Source organism: Mesorhizobium sp. M0768 (genome assembly GCF_040320195.1).
Taxonomy (GTDB): Bacteria; Pseudomonadota; Alphaproteobacteria; order Rhizobiales; family Rhizobiaceae; genus Mesorhizobium.
The window spans coordinates 46,980-67,529 of record NZ_JAMYPD010000012.1 but is presented as its reverse complement, the minus strand read 5'-3'; the positions used below and the strand labels follow the sequence as shown (position 1 = coordinate 67,529).

The following is a 20,550-nucleotide window of genomic DNA, read 5'->3' as shown; positions in this document are numbered from 1 at the left end:
TTTCATGACCTACCTCCTCTACGTCGCCGCCGCACTTGCCGAGATCGCCGGCTGCTTTTCGTTCTGGGCATGGTGGCGGCTGGACAAGTCGCCGCTGTGGTTGGCGCCCGGTCTCGTCTCGCTCGTGCTATTCGCGTGGCTGCTGGCGCTGGTCGACACCAGCGCGGCGGGCCGGGCCTACGCCGCCTATGGCGGCATCTGCATTGCCGCCTCGCTGGCCTGGCTGTGGCTGGCGGAAGGCGTGCACCCCGACCGCTGGGATCTTGCCGGTGCCGCGATCTGCATCGTTGGCGCCTCGGTCATTCTGCTCGCACCTCGGACTGCCTAAGCGATGGAACTGCCCGTCCCGCTTAGACAAGGCGTCGACCGCCTCCTCGAAAAAGTGCCGTTGCCGATGCTTAAGCAAGCGGCAAAGACGCTGTCGGACCGCTACCGCGCCGAGTTGCGCGACGGTCGCCTGCACATGGCCGAAGACATGGCGGTGAAGGCCTATCTGGCAACGCGGCTACCGGCGACCTATGCGGCCGTTCGCGCCAGCCTCGATGCGGTGGGCGAGTCTCGGCCCGACTATGCTCCGAAGACCTTGCTCGATGTCGGCGCCGGCCCTGGCACGGTGCTTTGGGCCACAATCAATCTCTGGCCGGATCTCGAACAGGCGGTGCTATTCGAGGCCGGCGCCGCGGTACGAAGGGTCGGCGAAGCACTTGCTGCGGATGCGATCACGGCCAGGACCGCCTGGCGGACCGGCGACATCACCATCGACCTGGTCGATCTGGAGCCGGCCGAGCTGGTGACTTCAGCCTATGTGCTGGATGAGATCGCGCCGGCATCGCTGGCAAAACTCGTCGACCGGCTCTGGCAGCTGACCGCAGACACGCTGCTGGTGGTCGAGCCGGGCACGCCGGCCGGCTGGCAGCGTATTCTTGCCGTGCGGCGGCAGTTGATCGAGGCGGGCGCGCACGTGCTTGCGCCCTGCCCGCATGAGGCGCCCTGCCCGCTCGTTGCCCCCGACTGGTGCCATTTCGCCCGCCGCGTCGCCCGCTCGCGCCTACACCGTCTGGCCAAGGATGCCGAGGTGCCGTGGGAGGACGAGAAATTCATCTTTGTCGCGGCCTCCCGCCATCCGGCCGCTCCGCCTCGAGCGCGAGTGATCGCACCGCCGAAGTCGGGGTCCGGCAAGGTCTTGCTGAAGCTTTGCGAACAGGAAGGGGGTGCTGCCGAGCGACTGTTCACCAAGCGCGACGGCGAGACGTTCAAGGCCGCGCGGCGACTGGATTGGGGTGATGCCTTGCCGGAATGACCGGCAGCTATTTTCCTGTTTTGTTCTCGCCTGAGAACGGCTAGGCTCGCCATCTTGATTCGAGTCAATCGAGATTCTTTCCACCGAAAGATCCTGGCTGTGAATCGCGGGCATCAAAGTTGGTTGGTTGGGGACTGATGCAGATAAGTCATCACCGCCTTGTCTCGTTCTGATATCGAAAGACGGGGATCAGGACCGGGGACATCATGGCAGAGGCAGCACGAAAATTCGGCGTGGCGGAAACACCGCTCTATCGCGAGGCGCCGAACAATATCGAGGCCGAGCAGGCGCTGCTCGGCGCCATACTGGTCAACAACGATGCCTTCTACCGCGTCTCCGACTTCCTGAAGCCCGGCCATTTCTACGAGCCGCTGCATAGAAAGATCTTCGAGGTCGCGGCCGAGCTCATCCGCATGGGCAAGATCGCGACGCCGATCACGCTGAAGACCTTCCTGCCGGCCGACGAGAAGGTCGGCGACATGACGGTGGCGCAATATGTCGTGCGGTTGGCGGTCGAGGCCGTCACCGTCGTCAACGCCACCGACTATGGCCGCGCCATCTACGATCTGGCGACGCGGCGCGCGCTAATCACTGTCGGCGAGGACATGGTCAACATCGCCTATGACGCGCCGGTCGACATGTCGCCCTCCGACCAGATCGAGGATGCCGAGCGGCGCCTGTTCGAATTGGCCGAAACCGGCCGCTACGATGGCGGCTTCGAGAGCTTCACCGATGCCGTCAAGACCGCCGTCGACATGGCCAATGCGGCTTATATGCGCGACGGGCATTTGTCGGGCGTTGCTACCGGCTTGCGCGATCTCGACCGCCGCATGGGCGGCCTTCAGTCGTCCGACCTGATCATCATTGCCGGCCGCCCCGGCATGGGCAAGACCTCGCTCGCCACCAATATCGCCTTCAACATCGCCGAGGCCTATGTCCCGGCGCAGCAGGCGGACGGCTCGTTCAAGGCGGCCAATGGCGGCGTCGTCGGCTTCTTTTCGCTCGAAATGTCATCCGAACAGCTGGCCACCCGCATTATTTCCGAACAGACGGAAATCCCGTCGTCGAAAATCCGGCGCGGCGAGATCAGCGAGATGGATTTCGAAAAGCTGGTCGCCTGCTCGCAGACAATGCAGAAAATCCCGCTGTTCATCGACCAGACCGGCGGCATTTCCATCGCTCAGCTGTCGGCCCGCGCGCGTCGCCTGAAGCGCCAGCGCGGCCTCGACGTCATCGTTATCGACTATATCCAGCTGATGCAGGGATCGAGCGCGAAATCCTCGCAAAACCGCGTCCAGGAAATCACCGAGATCACCACCGGCCTCAAGGCACTAGCCAAGGAGCTGGCCGTGCCGATCATCGCGCTGTCGCAGCTGTCGCGCCAGGTCGAGAGCCGCGACGACAAGCGCCCGCAGCTTTCGGATCTGCGCGAATCGGGCTCCATCGAGCAGGACGCCGACGTGGTGCTGTTCGTCTACCGCGAGGAATATTATCTGAAGAACCGCGAGCCGAAGCCGGGCACCGACGAATACATCAAATGGGAACACGAGATGAACGAGATGCGCGGCAAGGCCGAGGTCATCGTCGCCAAACAGCGCCACGGCCCAACGGGATCGGTCAGCCTCGCCTTCCAGGGCGAATTCACCCGCTTCTCGGACCTTGCGGAAGAGCATCATTTGCCGGATCGGTTCGAGTAGGCATGCATTGTCGCGGAGCAGCCGATTGGACTTTAGCGATATCTACCAAAGGATAAAATTCGAAGAGTATGACATCTCCGAGGATGAACGCGCGCAACTCACTGAATATTTGATATCTGCCGGGTCAATTTCTCGCACGGAATCGCACGCCGGTTTGCTGGTGTTCTGCTACTCAAGCGAACCGACGCCCGAGAACGTTGAATTGGTGAGGAAATTCCTTGCCAAGCATGTCGAAGACTATTCGCGAAGCGCGGCAGTGACCGGCCTCTATCGGATTTGGAAGCTGGGAACGACTCGCGACATCGATAATCTTCTGGGCCTTTTGGCACTTTGGTCAGGGGACTCTCGGCAGAGTACGTCTGTCGCTGCGATCGGGTGTGCATTCCTTCTCATGCATCGGCTTCAGGACCGCCGCCTCTCGTTAGCGCTCAGGCGATTGTTCGAAACGCTGCATGAAGCAGTCAGGCGAGACAATGATTTGGCGGTAAATTTGTTCATCTATGCATGTTGGTCGGCATACGACAATTGGGCTCAGAGCAACGGCCAGCGCCGCACTCATTTCGATACAGTCGAAAATGCTTTGCCGATTTACTGGGATCGTTCCAAATACCTCTTGGAACCAATAAACTGATGGCCAAATCCCGTATCCAGTTCATCTGCCAGAATTGCGGTTCGGTGCATCAGCGCTGGGCCGGCAAATGCGATGCCTGCGGCGAGTGGAACACGCTGGTCGAGGAAGGCACGTCAGGCGGCATAGGTTCCGGCCCGGCCAATACGCGCAATGCACGCAAAGGCCGCGCGGTGGTGCTGACCAGCCTCTCCGGCGACATCGAGGACGCGCCGCGCATCGTCTCCGGCATCGGCGAACTCGACCGCGCCACCGGCGGCGGCTTCGTGCGCGGCTCGGCGCTGCTGGTCGGCGGCGATCCCGGCATCGGCAAGTCGACGCTGCTCACCCAGGCCGCGGCCGCGCTGGCGGCAAAGGGCCACCGCATCGTCTATGTCTCGGGCGAAGAGGCGGTCGCGCAGATCAGGCTGCGCGCCCAGCGGCTCGGCGTCGCCGACACCCCGGTCGAGCTCGCCGCCGAAACCAATGTCGAGGACATCCTCGCCACCATCGCCGATGGCAAGCGGCCGGATCTGGTCATTCTCGATTCGATCCAGACGCTGTGGACCGATATGGCCGATTCGGCGCCCGGCACGGTGACCCAGGTGCGTGCCGCCGCCCAGGCGATGATCCGCTACGCAAAATCCACAGGGGCGGCGATCGTTCTGGTCGGCCACGTCACCAAGGAGGGCCAGATCGCCGGACCGCGCGTCGTCGAGCACATGGTCGACGCGGTGCTCTATTTCGAGGGCGAAGGCGGCCACCACTACCGCATCCTGCGCACGGTCAAGAATCGCTTCGGGCCAACCGATGAGATCGGTGTCTTCGAAATGTCGGATAAGGGCTTGCGGGAAGTCGCCAATCCGTCCGAGCTTTTCCTCGGTGAGCGCCATGCGAAGTCGCCCGGTGCCGCGGTTTTCGCCGGCATGGAAGGCACACGGCCGGTGCTGGTCGAGATCCAGGCGCTGGTGGCGCCATCGACGCTGGGCACACCGCGCCGCGCCGTCGTCGGCTGGGACGGTGCCCGGCTGTCGATGATCCTGGCGGTTCTGGAAGCCCATTGCGGCGTCCGCTTCGGCACGCACGACGTCTATCTCAACGTTGCCGGCGGCTACCGCATTTCGGAGCCGGCGGCCGACCTGGCAGTGGCGGCGGCACTGGTTTCCTCGCTCACCGGTCTTGCCCTTCCCGCCGATTGCGTCTATTTCGGCGAAATCAGCCTGTCGGGTGCGGTGAGGCCGGTTGCGCATGCGCAGCAGCGCCTCAAGGAAGCCGAAAAGCTGGGTTTCGGACGCGCGGTTCTGCCCTTGGGCAGCGAGGAACTTGTTGGTGGTAATGCGGTCGGGGGGATCGGAGCCAGCGCTTTCCAGCCCACCGAGCTTGCCGATCTCGTGGCGCGCATAGCCGGCTCTAGGCGCAGCCGCGCCGACGAGCAAGAGTGATGCGGCTCGTCGGGCCGTGAAAAAGAGATCGGAGTGGGGCGAAAAACATGCCGATTACGCTGCTTGACGGAATTCTCGTCGGCTTCACCCTGGTCTCGGCGATGCTCGCTATGGTTCGCGGCTTTTCTCGCGAGATCCTGTCGATCATCTCCTGGGCAGCCGCCGCGGCCGCCGCCTTCTTCTTCTACAAGCCGGTGCTGCCTTACATTCAGCCCTATGTTGACAACGAAAAGGCCGCCATGGCGGCGGCCGCCGGTATCGTCTTCATTGTCGCGCTGATCGTCGTTTCGGTCATCACCATGAAGCTCGCCGACTGGATCATCGATTCCAGGATCGGCGCGCTCGATCGTACACTTGGCTTCCTCTATGGCGCGGCGCGCGGCATCCTGGTCGTCGCTGTCGCGCTGCTTTTCTTCAATTGGCTGGCCGGCGCCAAGGCTCCAGGCTGGATTGCCAACGCCAAGTCAAAGCCATTGCTCGAATCGATCGGCGCCAAGCTCGAAAGCCTGCTGCCCGAGGATCCGGAAAACGCCATCCTCAACAAGCTCAATCCGAATCAGCCGGCCACCGAGACGCCTCTGGCCCCCGACGCGCCTGCAGCGGAAGCCCCTGCCGCCGGCGACGACGCCACTGCTCCGGCACCCGACGACAGCGATGCGCCGCCGGCCGACAATGCGCCCGCGACGCCGGCACCTGCAAACCCGGCGCCGGCAAACTGATTTCGACGGACTTGCCAGGCTCAAGACTGTCGATCATGTGAACGCCGCACGACGTGCGTTGCTTTCGATGCGCTATGACCTTATATGGCGACTTTAGCGGAGCTTGAGCCCCAATGGCAGCCTCAGTGGCAGACGCAGACGACGTGCTTTCCGCCGAAGCCGATGACCATTTCCACGACGAATGCGGCGTGTTCGGCATTTTCGGCCGGCAGGACGCCGCAGCCATCGTAACGCTCGGTCTGCATGCGTTGCAGCATCGAGGCCAGGAAGCGGCCGGCATCGTTTCCTATGACGGCACCCAATTCCATGTCGAACGCCATGTCGGCCTGATCGGCGACACCTTTACTAAGCAGCGTGTCATCGACAGCCTGCAAGGCAACCGTGCTATCGGCCACACACGCTATGCCACCACCGGCGGCGCCGGTCTGCGCAATATCCAGCCTTTCTTCGCCGAACTTGCCGATGGCGGCTTTGCCGTCGCCCATAACGGCAATCTCACCAACGCCATGACCGTTCAGCGCGCCCTGCAGAAGCAAGGCGCCATCTTCTCTTCCACCTCCGACACCGAAACGCTCCTGCACCTGGTTGCCACCAGCAAGGAGCGCGACCTGAATTCGCGCTTCATCGATGCGGTGCGCCAAGTCGAAGGCGCCTTCTCGCTGGTGGCGATGACGTCCAAGAAGATGATCGGGTGCCGCGACCCGCTCGGCATCCGCCCGCTGGTGCTCGGCGATCTCGACGGCGCCTGGATTCTCGCCTCCGAGACCTGCGCGCTCGATATTATCGGTGCGCGTTTCGTGCGCGACCTGAAGCCCGGCGAAATGGTCGTCGTCACCAGCAAGGGCATCGAAAGCCTGTTCCCGTTCGAGCCGCAGAAGACCCGCTTCTGCATCTTCGAATATGTCTATTTCGCGCGGCCGGATTCGTCGGTCGAAGGCCGCAACGTCTATGAAGTGCGCAAGCGCATCGGCGCCGAGCTGGCGCAGGAAAGTCCGGTCGAGGCCGACATCGTCGTGCCGGTGCCGGATTCGGGTACGCCGGCGGCGATCGGCTTTTCGCAGGCCGCGGGCATTCCGTTCGAGCTCGGCATCATCCGCAATCACTATGTTGGCCGCACCTTCATCCAGCCCGGCGATTCGATCCGCCACATGGGTGTCAAGCTCAAGCACAACGCCAACCGCCGCATGATCGAAGGCAAGCGCGTGGTGCTGGTGGATGATTCGATCGTGCGCGGCACCACCAGCCAGAAGATCGTCCAGATGGTGCGCGATGCCGGCGCCAAGGAAGTGCATATGCGCATCGCTTCGCCACCGACGCGCGCCTCCTGCTTTTACGGCGTCGACACACCGGAAAAGTCGAAGCTGCTGGCGTCGCGCATGTCGGTGGAGGAGATGGCCGAGTTCATCCGCGTCGATTCGCTCGGCTTCCTGTCGATCGACGGGCTCTACCGCGCCGTCGGCGAGGCCGGCCGCGACAACGAGCAGCCGCAATTCTGCGACGCCTGCTTCACCGGCCAGTATCCGACCCGGCTTGCCGACTTCGAAGGCTCCGACAATGTGCGCACACTGTCGCTGTTAGCGGCCGGCGGGTCGTAGGCCTTGCCGGTCCGTTTGTCTCCCTCCCCTTAGCCCCTCACGGCGGTTTCACCTTGCCTGTCGGAATCCATCGTATGAGCCTTGACCTCTCCGGCCGCGTTGCGGTCGTCACCGGCGCCTCGCGCGGCATCGGCTATTTCATCGCCAGGGAGCTTGCCGCCGCCGGTGCGCATGTGATTGCGGTTGCCCGCACCGTCGGCGGGTTGGAAGAACTCGACGACCAGATCAAGGCAGGTGGCGGACAGGCGACGCTGGTACCGCTCGATCTTGCCGACATGGCGGGGATCGACCGGCTGGGCGGCGCCATCCACGAGCGCTGGGGCAAGCTCGACATACTGGTCGCCAACGCCGCCGTGCTCGGCGTCATCGCCCCGATCGGCCATGTCGAGGCCAAGACCTTCGAGAAAGTGATGACCATCAACGTCACCGCAACGTGGCGGCTGATCCGCTCGGTCGACCCGCTGCTCAGGCTTTCCGATGCCGGCCGTGCTATCGTGCTGAGCTCCAGCCTTGCCCACTCCGCACGCGCCTTCTGGGCGCCTTATGCGGCGTCGAAGGCGGCGGTCGAGGCCATGACGCGTTCATGGGCGCATGAGACCGAAAACCTGCCGCTCAGGGTCAATGCCGCCGATCCCGGGGCAACGCGCACCGCGATGCGGGCGCAGGCCGTACCCGGCGAGGATCCTGAAACACTGCCGCACCCTTCGGAGATCGCCAAGCGAATCGTGCCGCTGGCCAGCCCCACGCTCAAGGAGACCGGGCTGATCTTCCAGGCCAAGCACAATCGCTTTGTCGCCTACCGGCAGCCGGAGTAGCCACACATCGCATTTTGCCGGAAGAATTGCGCCGGCACCAACGTTGTTCGGGTGCCACAATTCGAGAAACGGAGGACCATATGCGGAGACTGCTTCTCTTGACTGCCACCGCGCTGCTTGCAGTGATCGGCGCCGCGTCGTCGCAGGAGGCAACGATGAGCTTTTTCGTCACCAGCGTCGGCTCTGGCAAAGGCGCCGATCTCGGCGGTCTCGCCGGCGCCGACGCCCATTGTAGTTCACTGGCCGAAGCCGCGGGCGTTACCGGCAAGACATGGCGCGCCTATCTCTCGACCAGCGATACCGATGCACGCGACCGTATCGGCAAAGGCCCGTGGTTCAACGCCAAGGGCGTCAAGATCGCCGATGATGTCGCTTCCCTGCATAGCGATGCCAACGCCATCACCAAACAGACGGCACTCGACGAAAAGGGCCAAATGGTCAACGGCCGCGGCGACGCGCCCAACCGGCACGACGTGTTGACCGGCTCCAAGCCGGATGGCACGAAAATAGCCGACCAGACCTGCGGCGACTGGACGCTGAGCGGAGCAGAAGGTGTGGCGATGATGGGTCATCACGATCGTACCGGCCTCGATGATTCGGCAGCCGCCAAATCGTGGAATTCCTCGCATGCGTCACGCGGTGGCTGCAGCCAGGAAGCGCTGAAGGGCACCGGCGGCGACGGCCTGTTCTATTGTTTTGCGGCGAACTGAACCAAAAAAACGACCCGACATCACGTGGCTGTGATACCGTGGCTTAACGCCGCGCTTTGGCCCAGCTTTCGCCCCTGGGCCGGAGTTGCTAGGATCGTGCGACTCCCAAAACAAGCAGAGCGAGGAAATACTCATGGCGGCACCGAGCGTAGCGTTAGTCTGGTATCTGGTGATCGCCGGCCCGCAAGGCGGCATGGTCGTGCTGCCCAGCACATTCGACACCCGCGAACAGTGCGCCTTCGCCATAACCGAATACCAGAAGCAACCGACGCCGGCCGGCTGGTCGGTGCAGTGCGTGCCGAGCGCCTCGCCCTTCGCCGACGAGGGCGACGCCGAGGAGCCGTCGGCGCAGTAGGACAGCGTGATCTCCCCCCTTGAGGGGGAGATCGTCAGCGTCGCGCGCTTACCGTCAGCTCCGGCTTCTGACTGATGGTCTGGAACACGACGCAGTAGCGCTCGGTCAGCTTGAGCAGCGCATCGATGCGCTCCTGCGGCTCGTCGGTGTCGAGGCCAAATGTCAGCCGGATGGCGCGGAAGCCAACCGGCGCATCCTTTGCCACGCCAAGCGTGCCGCGAAAGTCTAGGTCGCCTTCGGCTTCCACCGTGGCGGCCCCAAGCTTGAATTCCAGCGCCGTGGCCACCGCCTTCAGCGTGACGCCGGCGCAAGCCACCAGTGCCTCCAGCAGCATGTCGCCGGAGCAGAGTTCGAGCCCGGTGCCGCCGGTCGCCGGATGCAGCCCGGCAATGGCGATCGCCCTGCCTGTCTCGACCTTGCAGGCGATCGATTGGTCATCGATCGAGCCTTTGGCGCGGAGAGTAATCAGCGCGCGCGAGGCGTCGTCGCGATAGGCCACCTTCAGCGGCGCCTGCATGGCCTTCAATGCGATCGCGTCCATTCGTTTCTCTCCCACAGTTGCCTGGCTTCGCTGCCTAACGGCGATGCCGCCTGCCCAAACGCCAGTCCCCGCTGGCGTAGCGCTTGGCAGGGTTTCGCCGGTATAGCCTGACGATACGGGGAGCATCCAACGCCATCACACCGTCTCTCGCAACACATTCGTAAGGCCGCCGGACATATGGCCGATATCGCCATCGTGAAAACCCGCGAACGGGTTCTTGTCGGAATCCTGTTCACCGGGGCTGCCTACCTGCTGTTTTCGATGCAGGACGCCTCAAGCTGACACTATGGTGTCAGGAAGGGGCAGCGTAGGCTGGTGAGATGACGGGATCGCTGGACATGCCATGCACAGTGGAAAGCGCCCGCGAGCGTACCCTCGGCATCATCCTGGTCTCGGCATCGGCGGCCGTCTTCGGCCTCACCGGCGTGCTGACCAAATCGATCCATGCCGACCCCCTGACCATTACCTGCTGGCGCGGCTTCGTCGGCTCGATCCTGATCAGCCTCTATGTCCTATGGCGCCGCCAGCGCTCCGGCGGTCGCGACAGCTTGCGGCTCGGCTGGCGAGGCTGGCTGCTGGCGATCGAGGGCGCGCTCGCGAGCATCGCCTTTATCTCGGCGTTCAAGTTCACCTTTGTCGCCAATGTCGCGATCATCTATGCCACGGCCCCGTTCGTCACCGCGCTGCTGGCCCTCCTGTTGGTCCGCGAGCCGTTCCGGCTGCAGACGCTTGCCGCCGCCGCTGTGTCATTATGCGGTGTGGCAATCATGGTCTGGTCCGGCTTCGGCACCGGCCATTTGTTCGGCGACGGGCTGGCGCTGCTGATGACGATCGGCAGCGCGCTCTACATGATCATGGTGCGCGCCTTCCGCGACACGCCGGTGGTGTGGGCGGGTGCGGTGTCGGCATTCCTTTTGTTCGTGCTCGGCTGGTTCGTCGCCGATCCGCTGGCTGTCTCGGCCAGGGACGCTGTGCTTCTAGCCACCTTCGGCGCCTCGTTCGCGCTGGCTTCGATCCTGTGGACGGAGGGCACCCGGCTTATTCCGGCGGCCGAGTCCGGATTGCTGGGGTCAGCTGAAGTGCCATTCGCGATCCTGTTTGCCTTCCTGTTCCTGGCGGAGATCCCGCCGGCAGCCAGCATGGTCGGTGGCGCCATCGTGCTTTGCGCGGTGTTCGCTCACGCCGGCCGCGACTGGCTGATGGCCAGGCAGCGCGCAGCGGATGCATGACCAATCCTCGCCGCGTCCGAGCGCGAGTTGGTGGTCCGATCACGAGAAATCCGGTCCTGAAAATTAATTTGAAAAGTCATGGAACCATCATAGGGCTCAGGCATTATGGCTGCGACGGGCCACCCCAAGTCCCCCCAAACCCCTCGGCCCGTCCTACTCAGAAGCCGACCGCAAGGTCGGCTTTTTCTTTGCTGGCTCAATTGGCCAAGGCCAGGTTGCCGCTGAACAACGCTGCCAGATCCTGCGCCGGCCGGTCGGCATCCTCACGCAAGCGGACGGCGAATTCGGCGACCGGCACCGGCGGCAGATCAAGATCGCTCGGCGCCTCGACGATGCCGGAATGAGCGAAGCGCGCCGTCCTCAACGTCAAGGCGATGCCGGCGTGCACCGCCGTACGCAGGCCGGCAAGGCTGGCACTGCCAGCAGCAATGCGGTAGCGACGGCCGGCCGCATCGAGTGCACTGGTCGCCGCTTCGCGAAACCCGCAATGGGGATCGAGCAGCGCCAGGGGCAGTTCGTCGTGGCGGGTGGCCAGCCCGTTCTGTGAGCAAAGCCAGATCATTGGTTCCTTGAGCACACCGACTTCGTCCCGTGTCGGCACCTGCCGCATGGCAATGGCCAGATCAAGGGTGCCGGCCTGCAAAGCCTGCGCCAGTTCGGCGGAACGGCCGACGCGCAGTTCGATCCTGACGCGCGGATGGCTGACAGCAAAAGCCCTGAGAAGCTGCGGCAAGCCGCTGTCGGCGAAATCCTGCGTGGTGCCGATGGCGACGCGCCCGTCGGCGTGCGCGCCTTTGAGGGCCAGCCACGCCTCGCGGTGCGCGGCAAGGATGCGACGCGCGTGAACGATCAGATCCTCGCCTGTCGGCGTCAGGCCGCGCCCTCGCCCCTGCGGCACCAGCAGCGATTCGCCGACAACATCCTCCAGCCGCTGCATCTGCGCGGTCACTGCGGACGGCGAGCGACCGACGATCGACGCGGCCCGCGCAAGGGAACCGCCATCGACGAAAGCGAGGAAAGTCTTGAGGAGGTCGGGATCGAACAACTGCATAATTCGATATTATCAAAGTGTTTATCAAAAACAATTCGATTTTTTTGATCAAAGGACGATGGCATGATTTTCTCGACGGCGAAGAGGCCGCTTGAAACCGAGGAGAAGAAACATGCCGATCATCAATGTCAGCGTTACCGGCAAGCCCGATGCCGCTTTGTCCGCCGCCATTGCCAAGGAAGTGACCGAACTGACGGCCACGCATCTGCGCAAGGACGCGACGATCACAGCTGTTGCCATTTCCTATCACGACCCCGAGCACTGGTTCGCCGGCGGCAAGTCGCTGGCCGAGCATGGCACCAACACGGCCTGGCTCGACATCAAGGTTGTCGACGGTACCAACACCAAGCTCGAACTGGAGGCGTATCTACAGGCAATTTTCGCGGCATTCGGCCGGCTGCTGGGTAAGGTGCATGAGGAAAGCTACGTCCTCGTGCATGAAGTGCCTGCGGCCGCCTATGGCTTTGGCGGCAAGACGCAGGAATTCCGCTTCATCAGCGGAAGGATGAAAGCGGCGTAGCTGCGATAAGCAGCCGAGCCGAATCAAACATAGGCGAATCAAACCATAGGAGAGAAGGAAAAATGGAGCCGCATTGACGTTGATCCAACTTCGGCTAGGTTCTCACCCGAAGCGGCCGGTGAAGAGCCGCGACGTGAGATCGTTGGGAGATGCGGCGATGATCCTGACACTGGCGCTGCTTGCGGGTCTTGTCGCGGCCTGGCTGCTGATCGGCGTGGTGGAGAAGTTCCGCCTCGGCCTGCGTTTGAGCCAGGCGCTGCTCTACGTGCCGTTCAAGCTCGCCTACCGGATCAGCGACGAGCGCATCAAGATTGCGCGCAGGTCGGTGGCCCCGGTCATCTATGTCATCTGGCATCAGTCACGCATCGAGCCGGCGCTGATGCTGTCGCTGCTGCCGGAGGACACGCTGCACATCCTCGACCAGGCTTCGGCCAGATCGCCGTGGCTGGAGCCGTGGCGCGAGCTCGGCCGCACCATCGCCTTCAACGCCGAGCATGTCTTCGTCAGCCGCAGATTGGTGCGGGTGCTGAAGGGCAAGGGCCGGCTCGCCGTTTACCTGCCGGATGCGGTCGAGCCAGACGTCAAGTCGTTTCGGTTGTTTCGCGCCATCACCCGTATCGCCATGCAGGCCGACGCTCGTATCGTGCCGATCTTCGTTGCCGGCGCACGCAGCCTGCCGGCCTCGCTGACGCCGGCGGACAAGGCGCCGCGCCATTGGTTTCCGCAGCTGTCGATCAGCGCGCTGGAGCCGATGACCATCGCCGAGCTGGTGGCGCGGAACCCAGATCAGGCCTCCAACACCAATGCGCTGTTTGATCGCTTCGCCGAGGCCAGGCTTTTCGGCAGTGATCTCGACCGAGGGCTGTTCCTCGCCATGCGCGATGCGGCCGACCGTGTTGGCGCTTCGCACCCAATAATCGAGGACGTCATTGGCGGTGCCCTGAGCTACCGGAAAGTGTTCATCGGCGCCAGGGTTTTGGGCCGACGGTTCGAGGCAATAACAGCGCCGGGCGAAGCGGTTGGGCTGCTCCTGCCCAACGCCAATGGCGTCGTGCTGTCGTTCGTCGGACTTCTGTCGGCTGCGCGGGTGGCAGCAATGATCAACTATACCGCCGGCCCGGCCAGCGTCACCGCCGCCGTCCGCACGGCGATGATCCGCACCGTGGTCTCCTCACGCGCCTTTGTCGAAAAGGCCAACCTCGCCGACATCGTCGAGGCGGTGGAAAAGGGCGGGGCGAAACTGCTGTGGCTGGAGGATGTCCGCGCAAGCGTGACCGTGCTGGACAAGGCCGCAGCCGCCTTGCTGTGGCGCCGGCCGTTGCAGCGCCAGGATGCGGCCAAGCCGGCGGTGATCCTGTTCACCTCCGGCTCGGAAGGCACGCCCAAGGCCGTGGTGCTGTCGCACCGGAATCTTCTTGCCAATGCGATGCAGGCGGAAGCCCGCATCACCATCTCGCCGGCCGATATCCTGCTCAACGTGCTGCCGGTGTTCCACTCGTTCGGGCTGACCGGCGGCACCATCCTGCCGCTGGTCACCGGAGTAAAGCTGTTCCTCTACCCGTCACCGCTGCACTACAAACTTATTCCGGAGGTGGCGCGCAAGGTCCGGCCGACGGTGATGTTCGGCACCGACACGTTCCTCGCCAACTATGCCCGCACCGCCAAGGACGGCGATTTTTCCAGCCTGCGCTTCGTCGTGGCCGGTGCCGAGGCGGTGAAGCCGGAGACGCGCCGGGTTTACCGCGAGCGCTTCCAGGCCGAGATCATCGAAGGTTTTGGCTTGACCGAGGCCGCACCAGTGGTTGCCGTCAACACCGCCATCCACGGCCGCGACGGAACGGTCGGGCGGCTGCTGCCGGCCATGCGCATGAAACTCGAACCGGTCGAAGGCATCAGCGACGCCGGCCGGCTGTGGCTCGACGGGCCGAACCTGATGATGGGCTACATGACCGGCGACCGGCCGGGCGAGTTGCAGCCGCTCGAAGGCTGGCACGACACCGGCGATATCGTTTCGGTCGATCGCGAAGGCTTCATCACCATTCGCGGCCGCGCCAAGCGCTTCGCCAAGATAGCCGGCGAGATGGTATCGCTTGGCGCGGTCGAGATGCTGGTGCAGTCGCTGTGGCCGGAAGAGCATCACGCCGTGGTGGCAGTGCCGGACAAGCGGCGCGGCGAGCGCCTCGTTCTGGTCACCACGGCCGACAATGCCGATCCCGACGAATTGCGCAAATTCGGCAAAAAAGCCGGGGCGGCCGAACTGATGGTGCCGAACGACATCGTCAAGGTCGAGGAGATCCCGGTACTGGGCTCCGGCAAGACCGACTATGTCTCGACTAGAAAGCTGGCGCTCGAGAGGCTGGGACTGAGCGCAGCCGCCTGAGGCTTGCTGTCGAAAATTCTAAAGCGCGTCGCGTTCGACCGGCCTTGTGCGACGCGCTTTAGATTCTTGTTTTTATGCATGTCGTTATCGCAAAACCGCTGCACACTTTTGCGCGAATGCATTAGAGGACTACCACCGACAACAGCAGAATGACGCCGATGGCCATCATCAGCAGGCCCGGCCAGTTCTGCGACAGGCCGAGAAAACGGAGCCCGCGTCGTCGCGGCTCCAGAGTCGGACCTGGTGTTGCGAGATTGGGCGTCGAACTGTCCGGCGCGGTGGAGACAGCGGCCGGCTCACTAAGCCGCCCGCGCATGATGGCCGCAATCGCCATATACACGAGGCCGGCGACAGTCAGTAACGCGCCGATGAGGATGATAGCCATTTCTCCTCGTTTTCTGCGCCCGATGCGGCAGCTTGCGCTACGTTGACGACGTATCACGAGCAGCCGCTCAGGCGGACCTACCAACACAAACGGTCTAGCCGCCCAGCAAGTTCCGAAAACGGGGTTTTTGAGGTGCGTTCCACAGCGCCGCGTGCTCTGCGAGCCTTTTTGGAATCATGCACTCCCAGCCGCAACGCGAACTGGCACCAAATCCGTCAGCCAATATCCGAGGACGGCACCTTCTCGCCTTCGCGCTTGGCGCGTCTCGAATAGGCCCGCACGCTGAACGGCAAGAAGACCAGATAGCCGGCAACCGAGGCCGTCAGCGTATACCAGGGATAGGTCATCAAAAGCAGGACGTAGAGGACGACTGCGAGGATGATCGGCAGCACCCTGTCGCCCGGTATCCTGACGCTCTTGCCGGAATAGACGGGCAGTCTGCTGACCAGCAGGAACGCCACCAATATTGTAAAGCCGGTGGCAATGAAGGCTGCCAGGCGGCTGGGTTCAAGCCCAAGCCTGAGGAAGAACAGATAGAGCGGCAGCATCACCAACACCGCACCCGCCGGCGCCGGCACGCCGACGAAATATTCGGTCTGCCACTGCGGACGGTCGAGCTCTTCGTCGAGCACGTTGAAACGGGCAAGCCTCATCCCACAGGCGATGGTGAACAGCAGGGCCGCGATCCAGCCCGGCGAACCTGCCCTGTCGAGCAGAAAGGCATAGAGCACCAGCGCCGGTGCCACGCCGAAATTGACGATATCGGCCAGCGAATCCATCTGGGCGCCGAATTTGGAAGTCGCCTTCAGCATTCGCGCCAGACGGCCGTCGATACCATCGAGGAAGGCGGCGAGCAGCACCATCACCACCGCTGGCTCGAAGCGGCCCTCGAAGCCGAAGCGAATACCGGACAGGCCGGCGCAGATGGCGAGCACGGTGACCAGATTGGGCAGCACCATGCGCATGGGGATTTCGCGAATGCGCGGGCCACCGCCGCCATGCGCCTCGAATTTCTTGAACGGCGGGGCCACCGGTCAGGAGATCCGCACGAGCGGCGTTGCGGCAACGCCGCCGAATTCCGCCAGCACCGTCTCACCGCCAACCGCGGTCTGGCCGACGGCGACGCGCGGCGTCGCGGTCGAGGGCAGGAATACATCGACGCGCGAGCCAAAGCGGATCAGCCCGAAGCGCTCGCCGATGCCGATGGCGCCGCCGGGCTCGGCCCAGCAGACGATGCGCCGCGCCACCAGGCCGGCAATCTGCACCGCGGCGACCGTTCCATTGGGGCTCTCGATGACCAGCCCGTTGCGCTCGTTCTCGGTGCTTGCCTTGTCGAGCTCGGCGTTGAGGAATTTTCCTGGCCGATGCTCGATCCTGGAAATGCGGCCGCGCACCGGGGAGCGGTTCACGTGGCAGGAAAAGACGTTCATGAATACCGAGATGCGGGTCATTTCGCCGCCGCCGAGGCCAAGCTCGCGCGGCGGCACGGCCGGGCCAACCGCCGAGACGATGCCGTCGGCCGGGCTGACAACCAGCCGGTCGTCGATCGGCGTGACGCGCTCGGGATCGCGGAAGAAATAGGCGCACCAGGCCGTCAGGATGAGACCGATCCAGAACAGGGTCGAGGAGAAATAGCCAAGAAAGAGCGTCGCCGCGCCGAACGCAGCGATAAAGGGATAACCCTCGCGATGGATCGGAACGAACACATTCTTGATCGTGTCAACGAGGCTCATGGGATGAGGGCAACCTTGGTTTCCAAGTCCGGCCTCAATAGCGGAAACACCCCGCGGTCGCAACGCGACAATGAGAGCGCTCGGGTGGTGGCGGTCGCCGCCGTTTCGGGATGCTGTTAGCAGCATCCGGACTGCCGAAGTGATCAACCGGAAATGTTCATTGCGATTGTCGGAACGCAGCACTCTCGCCCGTCCTTGGCAAGACAGCGCCTCTCATCGACCTTTCGGCCATGACGATTTGCGCAAACCCGGAGGTTCTCGGCCCATGCAGAAATCAGCAGCCAGGCAAGTGCAAGTGGTGATGAACGGCTTGGCCTTCGGCGAGTCACCGCGCTGGCACGACGGCCGGCTGTGGCTCTGCAACTGGGGCACAGGCCAGATCATCGCCGTTGACACCCTAGGCAACAGCGAGATCGTGCTCACCGTGCCGGCCACCCTGCCCTATTCCATTGACTGGCTGCCGGACGGGCGCCTGCTTGTCGTGTCCGGCCGCGAAGGGCTGATCCTCAGGCAGGAGGCAGACGGGACATTGGTCACCCATGCCGATCTGAGACAACTATCAAAGAGCCCGTGGAACGAGATCGTGGTCGACGGGCGCGGCAACATATACGTCAATGGCGGTGGGCCTGCTCCGGCCCTCGGCCAGCATTTCGGCCCCGGCGCCATCGTGCTGGTCGCGCCTGACGGCTCGGTTCAGCAGGTGGCTGAGAACCTCGCGTTCGCCAATGGCATGGCGGTGACGCCCGACAACAAGACGCTGGTCGTTGCCGAGTCCCACGCCAACCGGCTGACCGCCTTCGACATCGCTGCCGATGGTGGCCTTTCCAACCGCAGGATCTGGGCCAATCTCGGCAACGGTTTTCCCGACGGCATCTGCCTCGATGCCGAAGGTGCGGCCTGGTATGCCGACGTTCCGAACCGGCATTGCGTGCGGGTGTGCGAGGGCGGCGCGATGCTCGAAAGCGTCGATGTCGACCGCGGCTGCTTTGCCTGCATGCTCGGCGGCAGCGAGGGAAAAACGCTGTTCATCGTCGCCGCCGAATGGCGCGGCTTCGAACATATGATCAGCGATGCCCGTACCGGCCAAGTGCTCAGCGTCGACGCTACTGCGCCGGGCGCCGGCTGGCCGTAGAGAGCTTACATCCCGGGAATCCGCTGATAGTTGGCAATATCGGCCTTGACGCCAAGTCGCGAAATGGTCTCCTGAGGATTGAAGCCGCTGCGCTCATGCGCAGCCTTGATGATCGGCACGACCTTGTCGACGGCGGCCTGCCCTTCCCATTCGACAATGGTCACGAGGTTGAACTCGCCCGGCCCCGAGAATTGCTCGAGCAGGAAATCCTGGACGAACCCTTGCTGCTGGCGCAGCAATTCATGCGTCATCCGGACCTTGGCAAGAATCTCCTCGCGGGCGTTGGCCGGAACGACAAACTTGTCCAACCGGAATACACTGCCGCCACTAACTGCCTGATTTATCCCATTCATATCGATTGTCTCCGTTTTTGAACGACGCATCTTGCTGCGATCCAAAACGGCCTACGATCTCAACTTAAGTTGAGGTCAAGCACGAATTTTCAGCTCACCTCCGAGGTGCGGCGGCGGACGATGACGCCGAACTCGTCGCTTTCGCGGGCAATGCGCAGCCGCTCCTCGGCCTCGCTTGCCTCGCGCTGGCGGTCCCACATCGATGCATAAAGGCCGCGCTTGGCTATCAAGGCGACATGGGTGCCGCGCTCGGCGATCTGGCCATCCTGCAGGACGATGATCTCGTCGGCCGAAATCACTGTGGACAGCCGATGGGCGATGACGAGGGTGGTGCGGCCCTGGCTGACCAGGTCGAGTGCCGCCTGGATCTCCTGCTCGGTGTGGCTGTCCAGTGCCGAGGTCGCCTCGTCGAGCATCAGGATCGGCGGTGCCTTCAAAATGGTGCGGGCAATCGCCACCCGCTGCTTCTCGCCGCCGGACAGTTTTAATCCGCGCTCGCCGACCATTGAGCGATAGCCGTCGGGCAGCCGCTCGATGAACGGTCCGATCTGGGCCAATTCTGCCGCCTTGCGCACATCCTCCTCGCTCGCGCCGACGCGGCCGTAGCGGATGTTGTAGGCGATGGTGTCGTTAAACAGCACCGTGTCCTGCGGCACCATGCCGATGGCAGCGCGCAAGCTCTCCTGCGTCACGTCGCGAATGTCCTGGCCGTCGATCAGAATCTTGCCGCGCTGGATGTCGTAGAAGCGAAACAAAAGCCGCGAAATGGTCGACTTGCCGGCTCCGGAGGGGCCGACAATGGCGACCGTCTTGCCGGCTGGCACCTCGAAGCTGATGCCCTTCAGGATCTTGCGGTTGGGGTCGTAGGAAAAATGTACGTCGCGGAACTCGACCCCGCCTGCATCGACGACCAGCGGCTTGGCGCCCGGCCGATCGACGATTTCACGCTTGACGTCGAGCAGATCGAACATGTTTTCGATGTCGGTCAGGCCCTGGCGAATTTCGCGGTAGATCATGCCGATGAAATTCAGCGGCACCGAAAGCTGCATGAGCATGGCGTTGACGAAGACGAAATCGCCGACGCTCTGTGTGCCCGCCTTCACCTCGAGCGCCGACATCACCATGACGACGGTCATGCCGATACCGAAGATCACACCTTGGCCGAAGTTCAGCCAGCCAAGCGAGGTCCAGGTCCTGGTCGCCGCCAACTCGTAGCGCGCCGTGGACCGGTCGAACCGCTCGGCCTCCATGGTTTCGTTATTGAAATATTTGACTGTTTCGTAGTTGAGCAGCGAGTCGATCGCCTTCGTGCTGGCTTCATTGTCGCTTTCGTTCATCTCACGGCGGATCGAAATACGCCAATCGCTCGCCCTGACGGTGAACCAGACATAGAGCCAGACCGTGACCGCGATCACCAAGACGTATAGCCAGCCATAGGTGACGGCGAAGATGCCGGCGGTGAGCGCGAATTCGACGATTGTCGGCGCCGTCGCCAGCATGGTGAAGCGGACGATCGTCTCGATGCCCTTGGTGCCGCGCTCAATGACGCGCGACAGTCCGCCGGTGCGCCGTTCGAGGTGGAAGCGCAGCGACAGTTCGTGCATGTGCACGAAGGTGCGGAAGGCGAGCCGGCGCACCGCATGCTGGCCGACCCGTGCAAACAGGGCATCGCGTAACTGGTTGAAGCCGAGCTGCACCAGCCGCACCGCATTGTAGGCGACGACCAGCATGACCGGCGCCAGCAGCAGGTCCGGCAGCGGCGGCGGCGATTTGCTATCGCCGGCCAGTGCGTCGGTCGCCCATTTGAAGAAATAGGGTCCGGCCACCAGGGTCAGCTTGGCGACAACCAGCAGTACGGTGGCCCATACCACTCGGGCCCTCAGGTCGGCGCGGTCGGCCGGCCACATATAGGGCCAGAGATTGCGCAACGTTCTGAAGGTCGAGCCGGAATCTGCGGAAACGGTTTTCTCGGCCATTCTTGTTTAC

At 63.4% G+C, this 20,550-nt stretch carries 21 protein-coding genes; 14 read left to right on the top strand and 7 right to left on the bottom strand.

Annotated features, from left to right (window positions below; translation table 11 throughout):
* Positions 1 to 4 precede the first annotated feature (4 nt).
* The 10 genes from NKI08_RS17290 (at position 5) to NKI08_RS17245 (ending at position 9,240) form a co-directional block, all read left to right on the top strand.
* Complete coding sequence (locus tag NKI08_RS17290) at positions 5 to 328, top strand: YnfA family protein (protein WP_352771077.1); 324 nt, start codon at positions 5 to 7, stop codon at positions 326 to 328.
* A gap of 3 nt (positions 329 to 331) precedes the next feature.
* Complete coding sequence (locus tag NKI08_RS17285) at positions 332 to 1,300, top strand: small ribosomal subunit Rsm22 family protein (RefSeq protein WP_352771075.1); 969 nt, start codon at positions 332 to 334, stop codon at positions 1,298 to 1,300.
* 206 nt (positions 1,301 to 1,506) lie between these two features.
* On the top strand, positions 1,507 to 2,997 hold the full coding sequence (locus tag NKI08_RS17280) for a replicative DNA helicase (protein ID WP_023677714.1): 1,491 nt from the start codon (positions 1,507 to 1,509) through the stop codon (positions 2,995 to 2,997).
* 25 nt (positions 2,998 to 3,022) lie between these two features.
* Positions 3,023 to 3,628 (top strand): hypothetical protein, encoded by a 606-nt coding sequence (locus tag NKI08_RS17275; protein WP_352771073.1) that lies wholly within the window; start codon positions 3,023 to 3,025, stop codon positions 3,626 to 3,628.
* Positions 3,628 to 5,046, top strand: coding sequence for a DNA repair protein RadA (gene radA / locus NKI08_RS17270; protein WP_352471084.1), 1,419 nt, complete (start codon positions 3,628 to 3,630; stop codon positions 5,044 to 5,046). Before NKI08_RS17275 ends, radA begins: the two co-directional genes overlap by 1 nt.
* A 47-nt stretch (positions 5,047 to 5,093) precedes the next feature.
* A complete protein-coding gene (locus NKI08_RS17265; RefSeq protein WP_023677716.1) occupies positions 5,094 to 5,765 on the top strand; it encodes a CvpA family protein in 672 nt (223 codons plus the stop codon).
* A gap of 125 nt (positions 5,766 to 5,890) precedes the next feature.
* Positions 5,891 to 7,360 (top strand): amidophosphoribosyltransferase, encoded by a 1,470-nt coding sequence (gene purF / locus NKI08_RS17260; protein WP_023677717.1) that lies wholly within the window; start codon positions 5,891 to 5,893, stop codon positions 7,358 to 7,360.
* A 74-nt stretch (positions 7,361 to 7,434) separates the two neighbouring features.
* Positions 7,435 to 8,175, top strand: coding sequence for an SDR family NAD(P)-dependent oxidoreductase (locus NKI08_RS17255; protein WP_254820236.1), 741 nt, complete (start codon positions 7,435 to 7,437; stop codon positions 8,173 to 8,175).
* An 80-nt stretch (positions 8,176 to 8,255) separates the two neighbouring features.
* The gene (locus NKI08_RS17250; RefSeq protein WP_352471082.1) at positions 8,256 to 8,885 is read left to right on the top strand and encodes a hypothetical protein; all 630 of its coding nucleotides are present in this window, start codon (positions 8,256 to 8,258) and stop codon (positions 8,883 to 8,885) included.
* A gap of 133 nt (positions 8,886 to 9,018) precedes the next feature.
* Positions 9,019 to 9,240, top strand: a complete 222-nt coding sequence (locus NKI08_RS17245) for a hypothetical protein (protein ID WP_254820234.1) — start codon at positions 9,019 to 9,021, stop codon at positions 9,238 to 9,240.
* 34 nt (positions 9,241 to 9,274) lie between these two features.
* On the opposite strand, the gene NKI08_RS17240 is transcribed toward NKI08_RS17245, so the two are convergent.
* Positions 9,275 to 9,781, bottom strand: coding sequence for an OsmC family protein (locus NKI08_RS17240; RefSeq protein ID WP_352448969.1), 507 nt, complete (start codon positions 9,779 to 9,781; stop codon positions 9,275 to 9,277).
* Between the two features lie 320 nt (positions 9,782 to 10,101).
* Here NKI08_RS17240 and NKI08_RS17235 point away from each other — a divergent pair, with 320 nt between their 5' ends.
* The gene (locus NKI08_RS17235) at positions 10,102 to 11,010 is read left to right on the top strand and encodes a DMT family transporter (protein WP_502899634.1); all 909 of its coding nucleotides are present in this window, start codon (positions 10,102 to 10,104) and stop codon (positions 11,008 to 11,010) included.
* Between the two features lie 196 nt (positions 11,011 to 11,206).
* On the opposite strand, the gene NKI08_RS17230 is transcribed toward NKI08_RS17235, so the two are convergent.
* On the bottom strand, positions 11,207 to 12,061 hold the full coding sequence (locus NKI08_RS17230) for a LysR substrate-binding domain-containing protein (protein ID WP_352771070.1): 855 nt from the start codon (positions 12,059 to 12,061) through the stop codon (positions 11,207 to 11,209).
* A 112-nt stretch (positions 12,062 to 12,173) separates the two neighbouring features.
* Here NKI08_RS17230 and NKI08_RS17225 point away from each other — a divergent pair, with 112 nt between their 5' ends.
* Positions 12,174 to 12,581, top strand: coding sequence for a tautomerase family protein (locus NKI08_RS17225; protein WP_352771068.1), 408 nt, complete (start codon positions 12,174 to 12,176; stop codon positions 12,579 to 12,581).
* A gap of 157 nt (positions 12,582 to 12,738) precedes the next feature.
* Positions 12,739 to 14,961: an AMP-binding protein gene (locus NKI08_RS17220; protein WP_352771066.1), complete on the top strand. Its 2,223-nt coding sequence runs from the start codon at positions 12,739 to 12,741 to the stop codon at positions 14,959 to 14,961.
* A 121-nt stretch (positions 14,962 to 15,082) separates the two neighbouring features.
* Here the strand turns inward: NKI08_RS17220 and NKI08_RS17215 are convergent, their stop codons facing one another.
* From NKI08_RS17215 to NKI08_RS17205, 3 genes are all read right to left on the bottom strand, one after another.
* Positions 15,083 to 15,346 carry a hypothetical protein gene (locus NKI08_RS17215; protein WP_352771064.1) on the bottom strand — a complete coding sequence of 88 codons (264 nt, stop codon included), beginning with the start codon at positions 15,344 to 15,346 and terminating at the stop codon, positions 15,083 to 15,085.
* A 215-nt stretch (positions 15,347 to 15,561) separates the two neighbouring features.
* Positions 15,562 to 16,377 carry a CDP-alcohol phosphatidyltransferase family protein gene (locus tag NKI08_RS17210; protein ID WP_023677728.1) on the bottom strand — a complete coding sequence of 272 codons (816 nt, stop codon included), beginning with the start codon at positions 16,375 to 16,377 and terminating at the stop codon, positions 15,562 to 15,564.
* Positions 16,378 to 16,380: 3 nt separating this feature from the next.
* Positions 16,381 to 17,079, bottom strand: a complete 699-nt coding sequence (locus NKI08_RS17205; RefSeq protein ID WP_352771062.1) for a phosphatidylserine decarboxylase — start codon at positions 17,077 to 17,079, stop codon at positions 16,381 to 16,383.
* A gap of 265 nt (positions 17,080 to 17,344) precedes the next feature.
* On the opposite strand from NKI08_RS17205, the gene NKI08_RS17200 reads away from it, so the two are divergent.
* Positions 17,345 to 18,211 (top strand): SMP-30/gluconolactonase/LRE family protein, encoded by an 867-nt coding sequence (locus tag NKI08_RS17200; protein WP_352771060.1) that lies wholly within the window; start codon positions 17,345 to 17,347, stop codon positions 18,209 to 18,211.
* A 5-nt stretch (positions 18,212 to 18,216) separates the two neighbouring features.
* Here the strand turns inward: NKI08_RS17200 and NKI08_RS17195 are convergent, their stop codons facing one another.
* Complete coding sequence (locus NKI08_RS17195) at positions 18,217 to 18,564, bottom strand: antibiotic biosynthesis monooxygenase (RefSeq protein WP_352771059.1); 348 nt, start codon at positions 18,562 to 18,564, stop codon at positions 18,217 to 18,219.
* An 89-nt stretch (positions 18,565 to 18,653) separates the two neighbouring features.
* Complete coding sequence (locus tag NKI08_RS17190; RefSeq protein ID WP_352771057.1) at positions 18,654 to 20,540, bottom strand: ABCB family ABC transporter ATP-binding protein/permease; 1,887 nt, start codon at positions 20,538 to 20,540, stop codon at positions 18,654 to 18,656.
* Between the last annotated feature and the right edge of the window lie 10 nt (positions 20,541 to 20,550).